This window comes from Streptomyces sp. NBC_00984 (assembly GCF_045162475.1).
Classification (GTDB): Bacteria; Actinomycetota; Actinomycetes; order Streptomycetales; family Streptomycetaceae; genus Streptomyces.
This window is the reverse complement of record NZ_CP108734.1, coordinates 1,333,011-1,352,113: the sequence shown is the minus strand read 5'-3', so window position 1 is coordinate 1,352,113 and position 19,103 is coordinate 1,333,011. Positions and strand designations below refer to the sequence as shown.

At 71.2% G+C, this 19,103-nt stretch carries 17 protein-coding genes; 10 read left to right on the top strand and 7 right to left on the bottom strand.

Annotated elements, in window-relative coordinates:
* Positions 1 to 54: 54 nt before the first annotated feature.
* Positions 55 to 354 carry a YciI family protein gene (locus OG520_RS05720; protein WP_406012410.1) on the bottom strand — a complete coding sequence of 100 codons (300 nt, stop codon included), beginning with the start codon at positions 352 to 354 and terminating at the stop codon, positions 55 to 57.
* 96 nt (positions 355 to 450) lie between these two features.
* On the opposite strand from OG520_RS05720, the gene OG520_RS05715 reads away from it, so the two are divergent.
* Both OG520_RS05715 and mmpA read left to right on the top strand, forming a co-directional pair.
* Positions 451 to 1,128, top strand: coding sequence for an endonuclease V (locus OG520_RS05715; RefSeq protein WP_406012409.1), 678 nt, complete (start codon positions 451 to 453; stop codon positions 1,126 to 1,128).
* A 49-nt stretch (positions 1,129 to 1,177) separates the two neighbouring features.
* A complete protein-coding gene (mmpA, locus tag OG520_RS05710; RefSeq protein WP_266429678.1) occupies positions 1,178 to 1,321 on the top strand; it encodes a morphogenic membrane protein MmpA in 144 nt (47 codons plus the stop codon).
* Between the two features lie 34 nt (positions 1,322 to 1,355).
* Here mmpA and OG520_RS05705 read toward each other — a convergent pair whose 3' ends face one another.
* Together OG520_RS05705 and OG520_RS05700 are read right to left on the bottom strand one after the other, a co-directional pair.
* Positions 1,356 to 2,318: a peptidoglycan-binding protein gene (locus OG520_RS05705; protein ID WP_406012408.1), complete on the bottom strand. Its 963-nt coding sequence runs from the start codon at positions 2,316 to 2,318 to the stop codon at positions 1,356 to 1,358.
* 311 nt (positions 2,319 to 2,629) lie between these two features.
* Positions 2,630 to 3,820: a saccharopine dehydrogenase family protein gene (locus OG520_RS05700; protein WP_406012407.1), complete on the bottom strand. Its 1,191-nt coding sequence runs from the start codon at positions 3,818 to 3,820 to the stop codon at positions 2,630 to 2,632.
* A 204-nt stretch (positions 3,821 to 4,024) separates the two neighbouring features.
* Between OG520_RS05700 and OG520_RS05695 the strand changes: the two genes are divergently transcribed.
* The 4 genes from OG520_RS05695 (at position 4,025) to OG520_RS05680 (ending at position 9,843) form a co-directional block, all read left to right on the top strand.
* A complete protein-coding gene (locus OG520_RS05695) occupies positions 4,025 to 5,161 on the top strand; it encodes a CaiB/BaiF CoA transferase family protein (protein WP_406012406.1) in 1,137 nt (378 codons plus the stop codon).
* A gap of 79 nt (positions 5,162 to 5,240) precedes the next feature.
* Positions 5,241 to 6,383, top strand: a complete 1,143-nt coding sequence (locus OG520_RS05690; protein ID WP_406012405.1) for an acyl-CoA dehydrogenase family protein — start codon at positions 5,241 to 5,243, stop codon at positions 6,381 to 6,383.
* 35 nt (positions 6,384 to 6,418) lie between these two features.
* A complete protein-coding gene (locus tag OG520_RS05685; protein ID WP_406012404.1) occupies positions 6,419 to 7,633 on the top strand; it encodes an acetyl-CoA C-acetyltransferase in 1,215 nt (404 codons plus the stop codon).
* A 38-nt stretch (positions 7,634 to 7,671) separates the two neighbouring features.
* Positions 7,672 to 9,843: a 3-hydroxyacyl-CoA dehydrogenase NAD-binding domain-containing protein gene (locus OG520_RS05680; protein WP_406012403.1), complete on the top strand. Its 2,172-nt coding sequence runs from the start codon at positions 7,672 to 7,674 to the stop codon at positions 9,841 to 9,843.
* Positions 9,844 to 9,864: 21 nt separating this feature from the next.
* Here the strand turns inward: OG520_RS05680 and OG520_RS05675 are convergent, their stop codons facing one another.
* Positions 9,865 to 10,596, bottom strand: a complete 732-nt coding sequence (locus OG520_RS05675; RefSeq protein ID WP_406012402.1) for a MerR family transcriptional regulator — start codon at positions 10,594 to 10,596, stop codon at positions 9,865 to 9,867.
* A gap of 130 nt (positions 10,597 to 10,726) precedes the next feature.
* Here OG520_RS05675 and OG520_RS05670 point away from each other — a divergent pair, with 130 nt between their 5' ends.
* Complete coding sequence (locus OG520_RS05670; protein WP_406012401.1) at positions 10,727 to 11,230, top strand: macro domain-containing protein; 504 nt, start codon at positions 10,727 to 10,729, stop codon at positions 11,228 to 11,230.
* A gap of 244 nt (positions 11,231 to 11,474) precedes the next feature.
* Positions 11,475 to 12,107, top strand: coding sequence for a TetR/AcrR family transcriptional regulator (locus tag OG520_RS05665; RefSeq protein ID WP_406012400.1), 633 nt, complete (start codon positions 11,475 to 11,477; stop codon positions 12,105 to 12,107).
* On the opposite strand, the gene OG520_RS05660 is transcribed toward OG520_RS05665, so the two are convergent.
* On the bottom strand, positions 12,025 to 12,999 hold the full coding sequence (locus OG520_RS05660; protein WP_406012399.1) for an oxygenase MpaB family protein: 975 nt from the start codon (positions 12,997 to 12,999) through the stop codon (positions 12,025 to 12,027). The genes OG520_RS05665 and OG520_RS05660 overlap by 83 nt on opposite strands.
* Positions 13,000 to 13,292: 293 nt before the next feature.
* On the opposite strand from OG520_RS05660, the gene OG520_RS05655 reads away from it, so the two are divergent.
* Complete coding sequence (locus OG520_RS05655) at positions 13,293 to 14,210, top strand: oxygenase MpaB family protein (protein ID WP_406012398.1); 918 nt, start codon at positions 13,293 to 13,295, stop codon at positions 14,208 to 14,210.
* Here OG520_RS05655 and OG520_RS05650 read toward each other — a convergent pair.
* Positions 14,173 to 15,222: a LacI family DNA-binding transcriptional regulator gene (locus tag OG520_RS05650; protein ID WP_406012397.1), complete on the bottom strand. Its 1,050-nt coding sequence runs from the start codon at positions 15,220 to 15,222 to the stop codon at positions 14,173 to 14,175. The two genes, OG520_RS05655 and OG520_RS05650, sit on opposite strands and share 38 nt — an antisense overlap.
* 159 nt (positions 15,223 to 15,381) lie before the next feature.
* Complete coding sequence (locus OG520_RS05645) at positions 15,382 to 16,875, bottom strand: M1 family metallopeptidase (protein ID WP_406012396.1); 1,494 nt, start codon at positions 16,873 to 16,875, stop codon at positions 15,382 to 15,384.
* A 212-nt stretch (positions 16,876 to 17,087) separates the two neighbouring features.
* On the opposite strand from OG520_RS05645, the gene OG520_RS05640 reads away from it, so the two are divergent.
* Positions 17,088 to 19,091, top strand: a complete 2,004-nt coding sequence (locus OG520_RS05640) for a Xaa-Pro dipeptidyl-peptidase (protein ID WP_406012395.1) — start codon at positions 17,088 to 17,090, stop codon at positions 19,089 to 19,091.
* Positions 19,092 to 19,103: the final 12 nt, after the last annotated feature.

Here is a 19,103-nt window from a genome sequence, read left to right as displayed (position 1 = left end):
TGCGCACGTCCCCGGCCCGCCCGGGGGCGTGCGAAGCGGGCGGGGTGTTCTCCGCTACCCGGGCAACTGCTGGCGGTACGGCGCGAGTTCGTCCGCGGTCTTCGTCGCGATGAACTCGGTGATCCGGTACGCGCACACGCCCTGTGCCGTGAACGGGTCCTCCGCGACGATCTTCTCGATCCGTGCGCGGTCGTCCCCGACGGCCAGGATCACCCCGCCGTCCCGCGGATTCTTGCGGCCCGACGCGATGAACACCCCGGCCGCGTACTGCGTGTCCAGCCAGGCGACATGGTCCTTCAGTAGCGCGTCGACGCGCTCGACGGGTGCGGTGTAGGCCAACTCCAGTACGAACATGATCGCCAGGCTACGGGACGGGGCCCGACGCACTCCGGGCCCCGTCCCGCCGGCGAACCTGCCGCCGGACGCGCAGCCTTTAGACTCGGCGGCACCATGACAAGCCTTCCGATGCCCGCCGACGAGGCCGAAGCCCGAGCCGTCCAGGACACCCTGCGCGCCCGCGTGGTGCTCGACGAACCCGGCCCGCCGCCCGGCACCGGCCGGGTCACGGGGGTCGACGTCGCCTACGACGACGAGCGCGATGTCGTCGTCGCGGCAGCGGTCGTCCTCGACGCGGCGACGCTCGACGTGGTCGCCGAGACCACCGCCGTCGGCCGGGTCACCTTCCCGTACATCCCCGGCCTCCTCGCCTTCCGGGAGATCCCGACCGTGCTGGCCGCGCTCGAATCCCTGCCGGTCGACCCCGGACTCGTGATCTGTGACGGATACGGCCGGGCGCACCCGCGCCGCTTCGGACTCGCCAGCCACCTCGGGGTGCTCACCGGTCTCCCGGTGATCGGCGTCGCCAAGAACCCGTTCACCTTCTCGTACGAGCAACCGGGCCCCCACCGCGGCGACCGGTCGCCGCTGCTCGACGGCGAGGAGGAAGTGGGCCGGGCGCTGCGCACCCAGGACGGCGTCAAACCCGTCTTCGTCTCCGTCGGGCACCGGACGGGCCTGGACAACGCCTGCGCCCACACCCTGCTGCTGGCCCGTGACTTCCGTCAGCCGGAAACCACCCGCAGGGCCGACTCGCTCTGCCGGCAGGCCCTGCGGGAAGCGACCGCCTGAGTACGCGTACGGATACCGTTTGCCGATCATGACCGGCAAGCTGGTACACATGAACGAACATCGAACGTCCACACGGCCCGGCACCGTCTATCTCGCTCAGCGCCGGGTCGCGGTGGGGATGACGCTCGGCATGGTCGCGGGAGCGGTCTGGGCCGTCTCGATGATCTGCACGCTGGTGTCCTGGGCGCTCTGAGCCCGCAGGGCACAGCCGCCCCCGCCCGTCACGGCTACTTGTGCTGGTCCGGCCCCTGGGCGTTGAGCAGTGCGCGCCAGGTGCCCTCGTCCCCGACGCCCGTCACCGGCAGATTCCGGGACTCCTGGAACTCCTTCAGCGACCGCATGGTCGCGAGGGTGTACGTACCGGTGCTGTCGGTCGGCACCCCGGCGTGGTGCAGCAGGTACTGCACCGCCGTGACGGCGTCGGGCTTCGTCGTGCGCGAGTCGACCGTGATGATCAGCAACGGCCAGGTGTCCTTTCCGACCTTGCCGTCCGGGGTCAGGCCGTGAGCGGACTGGAACTTCTTCACGGCCTCCGCCGTGGCCGGACCGTAGTCGGCGTCGACCTTCAGGTCGAAGCCGTTCGCCCGCAGCAGCAATTGCACCGTACGTGCCTTCCAGAGCACATGGCCCTTGCGGGCCAAGGGCCAGTCCGTGCCTTCCGACGGCCGGTCCGACACGTTCGCCGTGGCCTTGGCATCGCTCTGTCCCGCGGTCGGGACCACCCACCACGCGATGCAGCCGAGCGTGAGGAGAAGAAGCGACGCGACGGCCAGGGCCGGGAACGTGACGGGGGAACGGTCCCACCAGCGGGGGGCCGCACCGCGACCGTCGGCCGGCCCGGCGGGGGCGGGCGCCGGGCCGGCTGCCGCCGAGGCCGAGGCTGCCGCCGAGGCCGCCGGGCGTCTGGCGGCCGCCGCGTCCGCCAGGGCACAGGCCCGGACCAGTTCGTCGTCCGGAGCCCGCAGCACCGCGTGCAGCTGCTCGACGATCCTGCGCGGAGCGTTGGAGGCGTGAGCGGCATTCAGATAGCGCGAAAGGGTGGTCTGGTCGACCCCCAGCCGTTTGGCGAGGGACTGCTGAGTGGGTTTCTCGCGGCCGTCGCGCGCCGACGACTCCCACCAGTTCCTCAGTAACCCGGCGAGCGCCCGTCCCGGCTGCTCCTCGCGACCCGCCACAGTGTTGTCCGTCATGGTTCTTCCCCGACTCTCTGTGTGCATAGCCGCAGGTCAGCGCTGTGCATCGGGAGCATGCCCGGGTGCTACGACCTGCGGGACGCAGATCGTAGTGAAAGCGCCGCCGCGCGCCGCACGGCCGAGGAGCCATCGAAGCGGTGCCACTGCCCGCACACCCGGGGAACGAGGAGATCCGAGCACGCGTCGGACATCACCCGAACGAGTGCGCGTCGCCCCGGGCTTCGGCTCAGAGGCTGTCGGGTGACCTCCGATCGGAAAGCGTGCGTGCCAGACCGTGGCTGCCCGATTGGAGGTCACCCGACAGCCTCTCAGCGGGCCGACGCGACCCGGAAGCGCAGACCGGCCGAGCGCAGCCGCTCCAGCAGCGCGTCACCCATCGCGGTGGCCGTGGTGACCTGCCCCGACGTCGGGGGGAGCTCGTCCAGGGCGAGACAGAGCGCGGACTGGGCGAGCATCTTCGCCGTCTCGTCGTAGCCGGGGTCGCCGCCCGAGACCTCGGTGAGGACCCGGTGCCCGCCGCCCGCACCGACGAAGCGCACGGTGAACCAGCTGCGCCGCCGGCGCTCCGCGTCAGGTCCCTTGCCCGGCTCGTACCGGTCCATCAGCCAGGACCGGGCCGCCGGGAGCTGCGCGGCACCCAGGAGGGCGCCCACCGCGGCCGTACCGCCGAGGGCCACCGGCAGATGCCGCACCGAGGCGAAGTGCCGGTAGCGGAAGTCGGGGCCGTAGCGGGCGAGTGCCCGCGCCGAGCGCTCGACGATCTGCGGGTCCAGTGTCGGCAGCGGGAGCGCCCAGGTGCCGGTCTCCGTGCTGAAGTGCGGAGCGCCGAACGGGGCACGGGCCCGGCGGGCGACCAGCCGCGGTTCGTGCAGGCGGCGTTCCCGGGCCGCGCGCAGCATCGATGGGCCGCGGCCCATCGCGGTGAGCGCCGAGGCGAACGTACCGCCGGAGAAGACGGCGTTGCTGCGCACGAAGCCGTCGACGGTCAGTGGCACGTGCTGCGGCAGCTGCCGGACGGTGAAGTACACCCCGAGGTCGTGCGGTACGGAGTCGAAACCGCAGGCGTGCACGATCCGGGCCCCGGTCTCGCGGGCCCGCGCGTCGTGCTCCAGATACATCCGGTCCACGAACTCCGCCTCACCGGTGAGGTCCGCGTAGTCCGTCCCCGCCTCGGCGCAGGCCGCGACCAGCTTCTCGCCGTACCAGACGTACGGGCCGACCGTCGTGGCCACCACATGGGCGGATTCGGCGAGTTCGCGCAGCGCGTGCTCGTCGTCGGCGTCGGCGTGCAGCAGCGGGAGGTCCGCGCAGCGCGGGTCGATCGCGGCGAGACGCTCGCGCAGGTGCTCCAGCTTGGCCCGGTCGCGTCCGGCCAGGGCCCAACGGCAGTCGGAGGGTGCGTGGGCGGCGAGATATTCGGCGGTGAGGGAGCCCACGAAGCCGGTGGCGCCGAAGAGGACCACGTCGTAGGGGCGTTGTGCCCCGTTCTGCCTGTTCACGAGTGCCTCCGCGGGGGCCGGTGCCGATGTGGCAGGCAGAGGCTAGCGGAGGGGTTCGTGGCGGTGTGCGGCAGGGCGGGCCCGGTGGGGGAGGATCCAGGAGAAGGAACTAAGCGCTTGCTCGGCCAAAAGGGTTGTGCGGAGCGCGGTGCGTTCTTAGCATCATCGATGTTACATCAGTTGTGTCATACCGCTGGGGGCTTGATGACAACGACAGAGCACGGCTCGCACGGCCCGCTGACAGGGGTGCGGGTGGTCGAACTGGCCGGCATCGGACCCGGTCCGTTCGCCGCGATGCTCCTGGCCGACCTCGGCGCCGATGTCGTCAGGGTCGACCGGCCCGGCGGCGCGGGGCTGGGCATCGACCCCGCGTACGACCTCACCAACCGCAACAAACGCTCCGTGCTCGTCGACCTCAAGGCCGAAAACGGTGCCGCCGCGGTGCTCGACCTGGTCGAGCGCGCCGACATCCTGATCGAGGGCTACCGGCCGGGCGTCGCCGAACGGCTCGGCGTCGGCCCCGATGCCGCGCTGGCCCGCAATCCGCAGCTCGTGTACGGGCGGATGACCGGCTGGGGCCAGGACGGACCGCTCGCCGAACGGGCCGGGCACGACATCGCCTACATCGCGCTCACCGGCACCCTCTCCATGATCGGCAAGCCCGGCGAGCCGCCCACCGTCCCGGCCAATCTCGTCGGCGACTACGCGGGCGGCTCGCTCTATCTCGTCGTCGGCGTGCTCGCCGCCCTCCAGCACGCCCGCACCCCCGGCGGCCGGGGCCAGGTCGTGGACGCGGCCATCGTCGACGGCGCCGCCCATCTCGCCACGATGATCCACGGAATGCTCGCGGCCGGCGGCTGGCAGGACCGGCGCGGCGCCAACCTCCTGGACGGCGGCTGCCCGTTCTACGGTACGTACGAGACGGCCGACGGCCAGTACATGGCGGTCGGGCCGCTGGAGCAGCGGTTCTACGACGAGTTCGGCCGGCTCCTCGGACTCGGGGACGAAGCCCCGGACCGGGGCGACATCACCCGGTGGGAGGAGCTGCGCACCGTCGTCGCCGACCGGTTCAGGACCCGTACGCGTGCCGAGTGGACCGAGGTGTTCGAGGGATCGGACGCCTGCGTCGCACCCGTCCTCTCGCTCCGCGAGGCGCCCCACCACCCGCACATCGCCGCCCGCTCCACCTTCGTCGAGCACGGCGGGCTCACCCAGCCCGCGCCGGCACCGCGCTTCTCCGTGACCCCCGTCTCCGTACGCGGCGGTCCCGCGCGACCCGGCGCGGACAACGAGGCCGTCGCCGCCGACTGGGGCGTACCCGGCATCGCCGGGCCGGAGTGACGATGCCCGACGCGCCCCCCCGGGACCGGACCGGTCCGGCCCGTCTCCACCGTCAAGAACTGTTCCCAGGAGGACCGCAGTGCAGCGGCAGATCTTCACCGAAGAGCACGACGCGTTCCGCGAGACCGTGCGCACCTTCCTCACCAAGGAGGTCCTCCCGCACTACGAACAGTGGGAGAAGGACGGCATCGTCTCGCGCGAGGCCTGGCGCGCGGCCGGCCGTCAGGGGCTGCTGGGTCTCGCCGTACCCGAGGAGTACGGGGGCGGCGGCAACACCGACTTCCGCTACAGCGCGGTTCTCGCCGAGGAGTTCACCCGGGCCGGTACGCCAGGCCTCGCGCTCGGGCTGCACAACGACATCATCGGCCCCTACCTCACCGGCCTCGGCACCGACGAGCAGAAGCGCCGCTGGCTGCCCGGCTTCTGCAGCGGCGAGACCATCACCGCCATCGCCATGACCGAACCCGGCGCGGGCTCCGACCTCCAGGGCATCCGCACCACCGCCGAGGACATGGGCGACCACTGGTTGCTCAACGGGTCCAAGACCTTCATCTCCAACGGCATCCTCGCCGACCTCGTGGTCGTCGTCGCGAAGACCACCCCGGAGGGCGGCGCGAAGGGGCTGTCGCTGATCGTCGTCGAACGCGGCGCGGACGGCTTCGAGCGCGGTCGCAACCTCGACAAGATCGGCCAGAAGTCCCAGGACACCGCGGAGCTGTTCTTCAACGACGTCCGCGTCCCCAAGGAGAACCTGCTCGGCGAGCGGGACGGCGCCTTCATCCACCTGATGACCAAGCTCGCGCAGGAACGGATGGGCATAGCGGTGGCCGGGATCGCCGCCGCGGAACACCTGCTGGAGATCACCACGCGGTACGTCAAGGAGCGCGAGGCCTTCGGGCGCCCGCTCTCCAGGCTCCAGCACGTCAGGTTCGAGATCGCCGAGATGGCCACCGAGTGCGCCGTCACCCGAACCTTCCTCGACCGCTGCATCGTCGACCACTCCGACGGGACCCTCGACGCCGTGCACGCCTCGATGGCCAAGTGGTGGGCCACCGAACTGCAGAAGCGTGTCGCCGACCGCTGCCTCCAACTGCACGGCGGATACGGCTACATGACGGAGTACCCGGTCGCCAGGGCGTTCACCGACGGCCGCATCCAGACCATCTACGGCGGCACGACCGAGATCATGAAGGAGATCATCGGCCGCTCGCTGCTCGCCTGACCCCGTCGCACAACCACCCCCGAAAGGCTGCTGTCTTGAGTACCGAAGCGTTCGTCTACGACGCGATCCGCACCCCGCGCGGCCGCGGCAAGGCCAATGGCGCCCTGCACGGCACCAAGCCGATCGACCTCGTCGTCGGCCTCATCCACGAAATCCGCAGCCGCTTCCCCGGCCTCGACCCGGCGGCCATCGACGACATCGTCCTCGGCGTGGTCAGCCCGCTCGGCGACCAGGGCTCCGACATCGCCCGGATCGCCGCCATCGCGGCCGGCCTCCCGGACACCGTCGCCGGCGTCCAGGAGAACCGCTTCTGTGCCTCGGGTCTGGAGGCCGTCAACCTGGCCGCCGCCAAGGTCCGTTCGGGCTGGGAGGACCTCGTCCTCGCGGGCGGCGTCGAGTCGATGTCCCGGGTCCCGATGGGCTCCGACGGCGGCGCCTGGGCGATGGACCCGATGACCAACTTCGAGACCGGCTTCGCCCCGCAGGGCGTCGGCGCCGACCTCATCGCCACCATCGAGGGCTTCTCCCGCCGCGACGTCGACGAGTTCGCCGCACTCTCCCAGGAACGCGCCGCCGAAGCGTGGAAGGACGGCCGCTTCGCGCGCTCCGTCGTCCCCGTCAAGGACCGCAACGGCCTCGTCGTGCTCGACCAGGACGAGCACATGCGGCCAGGCACCACCGCCGACTCCCTCGCCGCGCTCAAGCCCTCCTTCGCCACGATCGGCGAGATGGGCGGCTTCGACGCGGTGGCGCTGCAGAAGTACCACTGGGTCGAGAAGATCGACCACGTCCACCACGCGGGCAACTCCTCCGGCATCGTCGACGGCGCCGCGCTCGTCGCGATCGGCAACCAGGAGGTCGGCGAGCGCTACGGACTCGCTCCGCGCGCCCGGATCATCTCCGCCGCCGTCTCCGGCTCCGAGCCGACCATCATGCTGACCGGCCCCGCGCCCGCCACTCGCAAGGCCCTCGCCAAGGCCGGGCTGACCATCGACGACATCGACCTCGTGGAGATCAACGAGGCGTTCGCCGGAGTCGTGCTCCGCTTCGCCAGGGACATGGGGCTCCCGCTCGACAAGATCAACGTCAACGGCGGCGCCATCGCCCTCGGCCACCCGCTCGGCGCCACCGGCGCGATGATCCTCGGCACCCTCATCGACGAACTGGAACGCCGCGACCAGCGGTACGGCCTCGCCACCCTCTGCGTCGGCGGCGGCATGGGCATCGCCACCGTGATCGAGCGTCTCTGACCGTCCCCGGCCACCCCTGCCTACGGAGAAGAACAGCAATGACCGAGAGCACGACCATCCGCTGGGAACAGGACGAGACCGGCGTCGTCACCCTCGTACTCGACGACCCCGACCAGTCCGCCAACACGATGAACCAGGCCTTCAAGGACTCCATCGCGGCCATCGCCGACCGCGCCGAGGCCGAGAAGGACTCCATCCGCGGCATCATCTACACCTCCGCCAAGAAGACCTTCTTCGCGGGCGGCGACCTCAAGGACATGATCAAGGTCGGTCCCGAGAACGCCCAGCAGGCCTTCGACACCGGCACCGCCATCAAGAACTCGCTGCGCCGCATCGAGACCCTCGGCAAGCCCGTCGTCGCCGCCATCAACGGCGCGGCGCTCGGCGGCGGTTACGAGATCGCGCTCGCCTCGCACCACCGCGTCGCCCTCGACGCGCCCGGCTCCCGGATCGGCCTGCCCGAGGTCACCCTCGGCCTGCTGCCCGCAGGCGGCGGCGTCACCCGCACCGTACGCCTCATGGGCATCGCAGACGCGTTGCTGAAGGTCCTCCTCCAGGGCACTCAGTACACCCCGCAGCGTGCCCTGGAGAACGGTCTGGTCCACGAGGTCGCCGCCACCCGGGAGGAGATGCTCGAAAGGGCCCGTGCCTTCATCGACGCGAACCCCGAGTCCCAGCAGCCCTGGGACGTCAAGGGATACCGGATCCCCGGCGGCACCCCGTCCAACCCCAAGTTCGCCGCCAACCTGCCGGCCTTCCCGTCCAACCTGAAGAAGCAGCTCGCGGGCGCCCCGATGCCCGCGCCCCGCAACATCCTGGCCACCGCCGTCGAGGGTTCCCAGGTCGACTTCGAGACCGCGCTGACCATCGAGGCCCGCTACTTCACCGAGCTGGTCACCGGCCAGGTCGCGAAGAACATGATCCAGGCGTTCTTCTTCGACCTCCAGGCCGTCAACTCCGGTGCCAGCCGTCCCAAGGGGATCGAGGAGCGCCAAGTCAACAAGGTCGCCGTCCTCGGCGCCGGGATGATGGGCGCGGGCATCGCGTACTCCTGTGCCCGCGCCGGCATCGAGGTCGTGCTCAAGGACGTCTCCACCGAGGCCGCGGCCAAGGGCAAGGCGTACAGCGAGAAGCTCCTCGACAAGGCGCTCTCCCGGGGCCGCACCACCGAGGCCGAGCGTGACGAGCTGCTGGCCCGGATCACCCCGACCGGCGACCCGGCCGACCTGGCGGGCTGCGACGCCGTCATCGAAGCCGTCTTCGAGGACACCGCGCTCAAGCACAAGGTGTTCCAGGAGATCCAGGACATCATCGAGCCGGACGCCCTGCTCTGCTCCAACACCTCGACCCTGCCCATCACCGTTCTGGCCGAAGGCGTCTCGCGCCCGGCCGACTTCATCGGGCTGCACTTCTTCTCGCCCGTGGACAAGATGCCGCTGGTCGAGATCATCAAGGGCGAACAGACCGGCGACGAAGCCCTGGCCCGCGCCTTCGACCTGGTCCGCCGGATCAAGAAGACCCCGATCGTCGTCAACGACTCGCGCGGCTTCTTCACCTCGCGGGTCATCGGCCAGTTCATCAACGAGGGCGTCGCCATGGTCGGCGAGGGCGTCGAACCGGCGTCCATCGAGCAGGCCGCGGCACAGTCCGGCTACCCGGCCAAGGTGCTCTCCCTGATGGACGAGCTGACCCTCACCCTGCCCCGCAAGATCCGCAACGAGACCCGGCGGGCCGTCGAGGAGGCCGGCGGCACCTGGGCCGGACACCCGTCGGACGCGGTCATCGACCGGATGGTCGACGAGTTCGGCCGGCCGGGACGCAGCGGTGGCGCCGGCTTCTACGAGTACGACGAGAACGGCAGGCGGACCCGTCTGTGGCCCGGACTGCGGGAGCACTTCGCCAAGCCCGACACCGACATCCCCTTCATCGACATGAAGGAGCGGATGCTGTTCTCCGAGGCCCTGGACAGCGTCCGCTGCCTGGAGGAGAACGTCCTCGTCTCCGTGGCCGACGCCAACATCGGCTCCATCATGGGCATCGGCTTCCCGCCGTGGACCGGCGGCGTGCTCCAGTACATCAACGGTTACGAGGGCGGCCTGCCCGGCTTCGTCGCCCGCGCCCGGGAGCTCGCGGAGCGGTACGGCGACCGCTTCCTGCCGCCCGCGCTCCTCGTGGAGAAGGCGGGGAAGGGCGAGACCTTCCACGACTGACGCCCACCCCGCGGGCCGCGTTCACTCCGCCGTGAACGCGGCCCGCAGCTCCTCCTTCAGCGACCGCTGGAACGCGGTCACCAGCGCCTGCAGCACCATCGGCTGCATATGGGCCGACAGTGACTTCATCGCCGCCACGTGCTCGGGGTCCGACTCCCGCTCCCGGTACGGACCCCACACCTCATCCCGGAACAGCCGGGTCAGCTCCTGCGCGGCGGACCGGGAGTGCTCCAGCAGCACCGTCCGGGCGGCCAGGATCGTCTCGTGCGCGATCGGCACGCCGAGCAGCTCGACCCCGAGCCGCAGCAGTCCCGGGTCCACCCGGTAGCTGCCGTCGACCGGCTCCGCGCGCTCCAGCACCCCCATCGCGGCCAGCCGCGCGATGTCCTGCTCGGTCAGTGCCCGGCCGGCCCGCCGCTCCAGCTCCGCCCGCGTCGCGTCCTCCGCCGAGTCCGGTGCCCAGGACGCCACCAGGGCCCGGTGGATCGCCAGGTCGTGCGCGCTCAGATCCGGCGGCAGCTGCTCCAGATAGCGTTCGATCGCGGCCAGCGTCATGCCCTGGTGCTGGAGCTCCTCGATGAGCGCCAGCCGGGACAGGTGGTCGTGTCCGTAGTGCCCCACCCGGCGCGGTCCGATGACCGGGGGCGGCAGCAGCCCGCGGGTGCTGTAGAAACGCACCGTGCGCACGGTCACCCCGGCGCGCGCCGCCAGCTCGTCGACGGTGAGCGTAGGCTCCTCGGCCCCGGTCGCCATATCTGCTCCTCGTGTCCGGCCCTGAGGGGTGAGCCGCTGTGCGCGTGATCCACCCCGGTGCAACAGTATTGCTGTCTCACCAATGATGTGAAAGTGCCTGGCTGTCAGAGGCGGCACCTAACCTGATCCCATGTCCGGGATCATGTACGTACAGGGGGACGCGACGGCGCCCCACGGCAAGGGCGTCAAGCTGATCGTCCATGTCTGCAACGACCTCGGCGGCTGGGGCAAGGGATTCGTCCTGGCGCTCTCAGGCCGCTGGCCCGAACCCGAAGCGGCCTACCGCCAGTGGCACCGGGAGCGCGCGGGCAACGACTTCGGCCTCGGCGCGGTGCAGTTCGTACAGGTGGGCCCGTACGTCCGGGTGGCGAACATGGTGGGCCAGCGGGGGATGCGCACGGGCAGCAAAGGGGTCCCGGTGCGTTACGAGGCGATCGACACGGCGCTGGGCGCGGTGGCCGACCGGGCCCACGAGCTGGGGGCCTCGGTCCACATGCCGCGGATCGGCTGCGGCCTGGCGGGCGGGAAGTGGTCCCGGATCGAGCCCCTGATCGAGGAGCGGCTGACCGGCCGGGACATACCGGTGACGGTGTACGACTTCGCCCGGCGCCCAGCTGGCCCCGTCGCTCGGTGACGGCCAGCGCGTCGCCCGGCTGGACACGACCGCGGCGGCCACCGACGTGGTGACCCGCGGCACGTTCGCCGGGACCTGCGAGTAGGACCCGGCCGACGGACCGCACCCTCGTCAGGGCGCCCACCGGACTCCGTCGGGCACCCTGCGCGCGTTGCTACAGGGTTACGGGATACAGGGATACGGGGTGAGTCACTCCGTATCGACTTCTATGGTGGGGTGGAAGCGGCGGAACGGGGGAGGGCCCATGACGGCACGGAGCACCGACGAGACACGGCTGGCCCTGGCGCTCCGCGCGACGCTGCCCTCCGACGCGCTGAGCGAGCAGATCCTGGACGCCGCGCGGGAGCAGTTCATGACCTTCGGGCTGCGCCGCTCCACCGTCGACGACGTCGCCAAGCGCGCCGGGGTCTCGCGGGTGACCGTGTACCGGCGGATCGGCAACAAGGACAGCCTCGTCTCCGCCTGTCTGCTGCGCGAGTACCGCCGCTTCGTCGTGGAGGTGGACGACGCGGTGGCCGCGCTGCCGACGACGGAGGACCGGCTCGTCGAGGGCTTCGCCGCGGTTCTCCGGCACATCCGCGAGCATCCGCTCATCGGCGGTCTGCTGAGGCTGGAGCCCGAGACGATGCTGCCGTTCCTGACCCTGGAGAGCGGACCGGCTCTCCTTGCCATCCGCGAGTACCTGGCCGACCGGCTGCGTGAGGCCCGGCGCGCGGAGGGCCGGCCGACGAGCGATCCGGCTCCGGTCGCCGAGCTGATGGTGCGGATCACCGTCTCCTTCCTCCTCAACCCCGTCAGCTGTTTCGAGCTGGACGACGACACCCAGGTGCGGGAGTTCGCCCGCCGCTATCTGGTGCCGCTGCTCGCTGCCGGGTAGAACAACCGGTGTGGCCGTCCGCCTCGTCGGGCAGGGGTTCCACGGGGCGGCTGCGGGCCCAGTGCGGTCCGAGGTCGTCGAGCCGCCAGCCGAAGGGGTACGAACGGGGCTGCGGGCGCGCGGGAAACCTGCGTGGCCGGGCCGGCAGCCGGCGGACGCAACGTGCGCGCAGGTGCAGGGCCGCCGACGCCGAGGCCCGCACCCACGGCGGCTGCGGCCGGAAGCCCAGCGCCGCCAGGAGCGGCTCGTCCAGCAGCGCGAGTGCGAATCTCGCCACCAGGGGCCGCAACGGACGCGGATACCAGCTCGCGATCACGCGGAACGTGGCGTTCGCGACCCGCCGGTTCGCCGGGTCGTACGCGAACATCCGCTCCTCGTAGGAGTCGAGGAGCCGCTCGAACCCCTCGTACGTGTCGGGCGCCCCCTCGATGCCCATCATCGCCGCCGTCTTCCGGCCCGCTTCCACCAGAGCCTGGACCTCCTGGGTGCACAGGGGACGCCAGCCGAACCGGTCGATCCAGCGCTTCGGCCCCACGACCGTGGTCGCGAGGACATAGCGGAAGTCGTCGTTCGGGATGCTGTACTTGCCGTGGATCCGGTTGAGATGACGCGCGGCCGCCCGCCCTCGCTCCGAGTCGAAGCCGTCGGCGGCCATCTCGTACCCGATCAGCACCGTGTCGTCGTACCGTTTCTGCCCGGCCCGTTCGAACTCCTGGGTCCGGTCGAGGAGCACGGAGATCCGGGGGACGCCGTAGTCCCGGAGGAAGGCGACGCTCACCCCCTGCCGGTAGTCCCAGGGGAACTCGTACTGGGAGATCAGCCGGAGGATCTCGGCGTAGTCGTGTGCCGGATCCATCCGGCGTATCTCGTGCAGGCGGCTGTATCGGCCCATGGTGCGCCCTCCTGTCCGTGTACCGACTCCCTGTCCGCTCCTGCGGGTTGTCGCTGTGTGACGGACCAACTCACCTGCTGTACACGGAATGTGAGGGACCGTCCGTCCTGGGAGTCAAAGTTACAAATACTATCGACTTGTTTCACGAACCTCGTCAACACCGCCGACGACAGGGCATGCGGCGGTGTGCCGCAGCGGGCCGGTGCGGCATCACTCCCGAAGGGCTCGCATACTGGATCACGCAGAGGGCCGGGCGCCGAGCCGTATGCCCGCCGACCGTCGGGAGCACCGTGATGAGCAGCGAAGCAGCCGGAGACCGGAATCCCGCCCCGCCGCCGCCCGGCGGTGTGCTCTGGAGCCTCTCGGGCGACATCCGGGCCCTGCTGATGCTGCCCGCCGCGCTCACCCTCCAGGTCGCCCACCCGGCGGTCGGCGCCGGTGTCGACGAGCACTCCGTCTTCCGCACGGACCCCTGGGGACGCGGCGAGAGGTCCCTGCGCTCGCTCCAGCTCTGGGTGTACGGGGGCGAGGCAGCCGCCGAGGAGGGGCACAGGCTGCGCCGACTGCACCGCACCATCCAGGGCACCGACACCCGAGGGCGTCGTTACCATGCGCTGTCGCCCGCCAACTACGCGTGGGTGCACGCCACGGGCTTCCCCGTCTACCAGCACGCCGCGCGCTATCTCGTCCGGCCGCTCACCGCGGCACAGGAGCGGGCGCTGTACCGGGAGTGGCTCCAGGTCGGCAGGATCCTCGGTATCCACGACCGGGACATGCCGCAGACGATCGAGGAGTTCTGGCCGTACTTCCGAAAGGTGCTCGCCGAGGAGATCGAGGCGACCGCGGTCGTCGAGGACCTGGTCGCCACCGATCGTCCGGTACCGCCGCCGGACCGCGGGCCGCTGCCGCTCAGGCTGTTGCTGAAGGCGCTGTGGCCGGTGCTGTTCCCGCCGTTGGCCCGGTTCCGGCGCTTCGTCACCATCGGGCTCATGCCGCCGGAGGCGCGGGAGGCCATCGGGCTGGAGTGGACGGACGAGCAGGAGCGCGCCCTGCGGCGGTTCTGCGGGGTGGTGCGGCGCGTGGTGCCGGTGCTCCCCGAGCGGCTGCGCTATCTGCCGTACGCGCGCCGGGCGCGGGCCGCCCATCGTGAGACCGTCCGGGGCGGCGGAGGGCTCAGGCGGAAGCCCGGCGCACCAGCTCGGTCGGCGTGATCACCGACGTCCGATCGTCGCCCCCGGCCTCGTCGGCCAGCCGGCTCATCAGCATCCGCACCATCAACCGGCCCATGCCCTCCACGTCCTGACGGACCGTCGTCAGCGGGGGTTCGGTGGCCTCCGCTATCGACACCATGTCGTCGAAGCCGACCAGGGCCACGTCGTCCGGCACACTGCGACCGCGCTCGCGCAGCACCCGCAGGGCACCCGAGGCCATCAGGTCGTTGGCGGCGAAGACCGCGTCCAGGCCGGGGCGGCGGTCGAGCAGCTCCGCCATCGCCCGCGCACCGCCCTCGACGGTGAAGTCGCCGTCCACGAGCAGCGCCGGATCGCCGTCGGGCAGCACGTCGCGGTAGCCGTCGACCCGGTCCAGGGCCGAGGTCTGGTCGCGCGGTCCGGCGATGTGCGCGATCTGCCGCCGCCCCAGGGCGACGAGATGGCGTACGGCCTCGGCCGCGCCGCCGCGGTTGTCGCAGTCCACGTACGGGACGGCCGGTTCGGACGCGGCGCCCGGCCGGCCCGGCCTGCCGCCGTAGACCGTGGGTACCCGGAACCTGCGGATGATCGCGGGGAGTTCGTCGTCGGTGTGCAGCGAGAAGGCCAGTACGCCGTCCACATGGCCGCCGGCCAGATAGCGGGCGACCCGGTCGAAGTCCCCGCGGCCCTCCACCAGGAGGAGGACCAACTGGGAGTCTTGCAGGGTGAGTTCACGGCTGATTCCGCGGATCTGCTGGGAGAAGAACGGATCGGAGAAGATCCGGAACTCCGGCTCGTCGATGATCACGGCGACCGCGCCGTTGCGGCGGGTGACCAGGGTCCGGGCGGCATGGTTCGGAACGTAGCCGAGCTCCTCGACCGCCTTGCGGACCTGGTCCACGAGCGGCTTGCGCACCCCCGCCCCGCCGTTCACCACCCGGGAGGCCGTCGCCCGGGAGACCCCGGCGCGGGCCGCCACGGCTTCCAGTGTGGGGCGGGCATCGCGAGCGGGATCGTGGGACGGACCGGGCAAGGGACGCTCCTCGTACACGCGGGATCGGGCCGGAAACGGCCGGGGCCGGCCGGACAGCACCGACGCCATCAGCCTAACCGGCGCCGCCGGCCGGCCGCCGGGCACCACCGCCCCCACCAGGAGAGGGGCGGTGGTGCCCGGACCCGGTCCGTGCGCCGGTCAGCGGTGTTCGTGCAGGGAGTTCGTCGCCGCGATCTTCTTCCAGGAGGCGGGCCGCGCGGGCTGCCCGGCGGCGTGCCGGGCGTGCGTCCCGGCCGCCGCCGGGGCCTCGGGCCGCGTCGGCCGGAACAGCCAGGTGTCGAAGAAGGCGGCGAGCGGCTTGCCCGAGACCCGCTCCGCGTAGGCGACGAAGTCGCTCACGCTCGCGTTCCCGTACGCGTGCTCGGCGGGCCAGCCCTTCAGCAGTGCGAAGAACGTCTCGTCGCCCAACTCGTTGCGCAGCGCCTGGAGCGCCAGCGCGCCCCGGTCGTAGACGGCCGCGTCGAACTGGTTGTCGGGGCCCGGGTCGCCGGGCCTCACCTTCCAGAAGGCGTCGTCGGCCGGATGCAGTGCGTAGGTGTAGTCCGCCAGCTCCTGCGCGGTGCCCTCGCCCTCCTTCTCCGACCACAGCCACTGGCTGTAGCGGGCGAAGCCCTCGTTGATCCAGATGTCCTTCCAGCCCTTGAGGGACACGCTGTCGCCGTACCACTGGTGCGCCAGCTCATGGACGACGACCGAGACGTTCGCACCGTTCGCGAACTGCTTCGGGCTGTAGAACGGCCTGGTCTGGGTCTCCAGCGCGAAGCCGCTCGTCACATTGGGGGCGTACCCGCCCAGCGCGTCGAAGGGGTACGGTCCGAAGACCTCCGTCAGCCACTCGGCGACCTCGGTGGTCCGCTCGATGCTGGCCCGCGCGGCCCCGTCGTTGGCGCCGAGGTCCTTGCTGTACGCGTTGACGACCGGCAGCCCGTCCGACGTGGTGTCCGTGGTGATGTCGAACTTCCCGACCGCCAGGGTCGTCAGATACGTCGCCTGCGGCTTGCTCGAACGCCAGTTGAAGCGGGTCCAGCCGAGCTTCGAACTCTGCGACTGCAGCGTGCCGTTGCTGATCGCCTGGGTGCCGTCCGGGACGGACACGGAGATGTCGTACGTCGCCTTGTCGAGCGGGTGGTCGTTGCTGGGGAACCACCACGCGGCGGACTCCGGCTCCTGGGCGGCCACCGCGCCGTCCGGGGTGCGCACCCAGGACGTCCAGCCGTTGATCTTCACCTCGGAGGGCTTTCCGGCGTACCGCACGACCACCGAGACGGCCCTGCCCTTCGCCAGCGGGGCCGCCGGGGTGATCTCCAGCTCCTGCTCGCCGTTCTTCACATGGCCGGCCTTCTTGCCGTTCACCCGCACCTCGGAGACGTCCAGCCCGAAGTCCAGGTTGAAACGGGAGAGTTCCTGGGTGGTCGTGGCGAGGATCGTCGCCGTGCCCTCCAGCAGATCGGTCGAGGGCTGGTACTTCAGCCGCAGGTCGTAGTGGGAGACGTCGTAGCCGCCGTTGCCGCTGGCCGGGTAGTAGGGGTCGCCGATGCCCGGGGCGCCCACGGTGCCTTCGGCGGCCGAGGCCGGGATCGCCAGCAGCAGGGAGGCCGCGAGTGCGCTCGGGACGATGAGTCTGCGGTGCACGGAATGCTCCAAGTGGTCGGGGCGAATGATCTTTCGAACCGTCACGTCGACACTATTCAGCGACTGCCGCATCAGTCGTGTCCATGGCCACAGCTGTCACACGATCGCCATGAGGCCGCCACGGCAGCAGGTCGCATTTGCGTCATGTTCATGCTGTATGTGCCGCTGATCGCCCTCTGTCGCCGGGGAGTTGACCGGGGTACCTTCCGCCCATGCCGAATCGTGCGCGAGGCCCCCGTTCGAGTCACAGATCGCTGGTGGTGGCAGCTGTCGCCGCCCTGATGGCCGTCCTGCTCTCCCCGGCAGGTGCCCAGGGCGCGGGCGCCCGGGAGTCCGGGCCGCCGAAGAGCATGCCCATCTACTCGTACGGGAACGCCGTCCGGGAATCGGTCTGGGTCGACACCGGGCTGGACGGCGACGGGGACGGGCGCAGCGACCGCGTCGCCGCCGACATCGTGAGGCCGCGCGAACCCGCCCGGCAGGGCCGGAAGATCCCCGTGATCATGGACGCCAGCCCGTACTACTCCTGCTGCGGGCGCGGCAACGAGAGCCAGCTCAAGACGTACGACGACAACGGCCGGCCCGTCCAGTTCCCGCTCCACTACGACAACTACTTCGTGCCGCGCGGCTACGCCTTCGTCGCCGTCGATCTGGCCGGTACCAATCGCTCCGACGGCTGTGTCGATGTCGGAGGCCGCTCCGACGTACAGTCCGCCAAGGCCGTGATCGACTGGCTGAACGGCCGCGCCCGCGGCTACACCACCCGCACCGGCGGCACCCGTGCCACGGCCGGCTGGTCCAACGGACGCACCGGAATGATCGGCAAGAGCTACGACGGCACCATCGCCAACGCGGTCGCGGCGACCGGCGTGCACGGGCTGCGGACCATCGTGCCGATCGGCGCCATCTCCTCCTGGTACGACTACTACTTCGCCCAGGGCGCACCCCTCTACGACAGCGGCCCCGAGTGGCTCTCCGGCTATGTGGAGAGCCCGGAGGCGCGCGGACGCTGCGCCGTCGTCCAGCAGCAGCTCGTCGACGGGGCGCCGCGCACCGGAGACTGGTCGGAGCTGTGGAACGCGCGCGACTACGTGAAGGACGTCCGCAAGGTGCGTGCCAGCGTCTTCGCCGTCCACGGCATGCAGGACCTCAACGTCCGTACCAAGCACCTCGGCCAGTGGTGGGACGCGCTCGCGGACCGGGGCGTGGAGCGCAAGATCTGGCTCTCCCAGACGGGACACGTCGACCCGTTCGACTACCGGCGCGCCGCATGGGTCGACACGCTGCACCGCTGGTTCGACCACTACCTCCTCGGCTACGACAACGGCATCGACCGTGAACCGATGGCCGACATCGAGCGCCACCCCGACCAGTGGTCCACCGACCGGGTCTGGCCGCCCCGCACCACCCACGCCACCACCGTGCGCCCCGGCGCCGGGAGCACGCCGGGCGTCGGCACCCTGTCCCTGAGGCCCGCCCGCCCCGGCGCCACCGAGACGTTCACCGACGATCCGGCGCAGAGCGAGACGGACTGGGCCGCCGACCTGGACCGGACCACCGGCGCCAAGGCCGGATTCCGCACCGCGCCGCTCACCGCCGACCTCAGGCTCTCCGGATCCTCCGCGGTGACCGTCACCGCCACCCCGACCACCTCGACCGCCCATCTCTCCGCGGTCCTCGTGGACATCGGCCCCGACACCATCCGCGACTACGGCTCGTCCGGCGAGGGGATCACCACCCTCACCAGCCAGAGCTGCTGGGGCGCGAGCACGACCGGGGACAGCGCCTGCTTCAGGGAGACCAGGGCCCGGACCACCACCGTCGATCGGACCGTGGTCAGCCGCGGCTGGGCCGACCTCGGCACGTACGCCTCCGCCGGGAAGGGCCGCCCGCTCATCCCGGGCCGGGCCGTCACCCTCACCATCGACCTGGCGGCCACCGACCACGTCGTCCCGGCCGGACGCCGCCTCGCCCTGATCGTCGCGGGCACCGACCGGGACCTCATCGACCCGCCGGACTCCACGCCCACACTCACCCTCGATCTGGCCCGCACGTCCGCGAAGCTGCCGTTCGTCGGCGGCGCCGGCGCCTTCGTCCGCGCCACCACGGGTTCCGCGTCCGCGACGGACACGCCCCGAACGGCCGAGGCCGGGGGCGTGACGCCGCCGCGCGCCGCCCATCGCGTCCCGGGAGGTATCGCCGAAGCCCACCGCTGAACCTCCGGAACG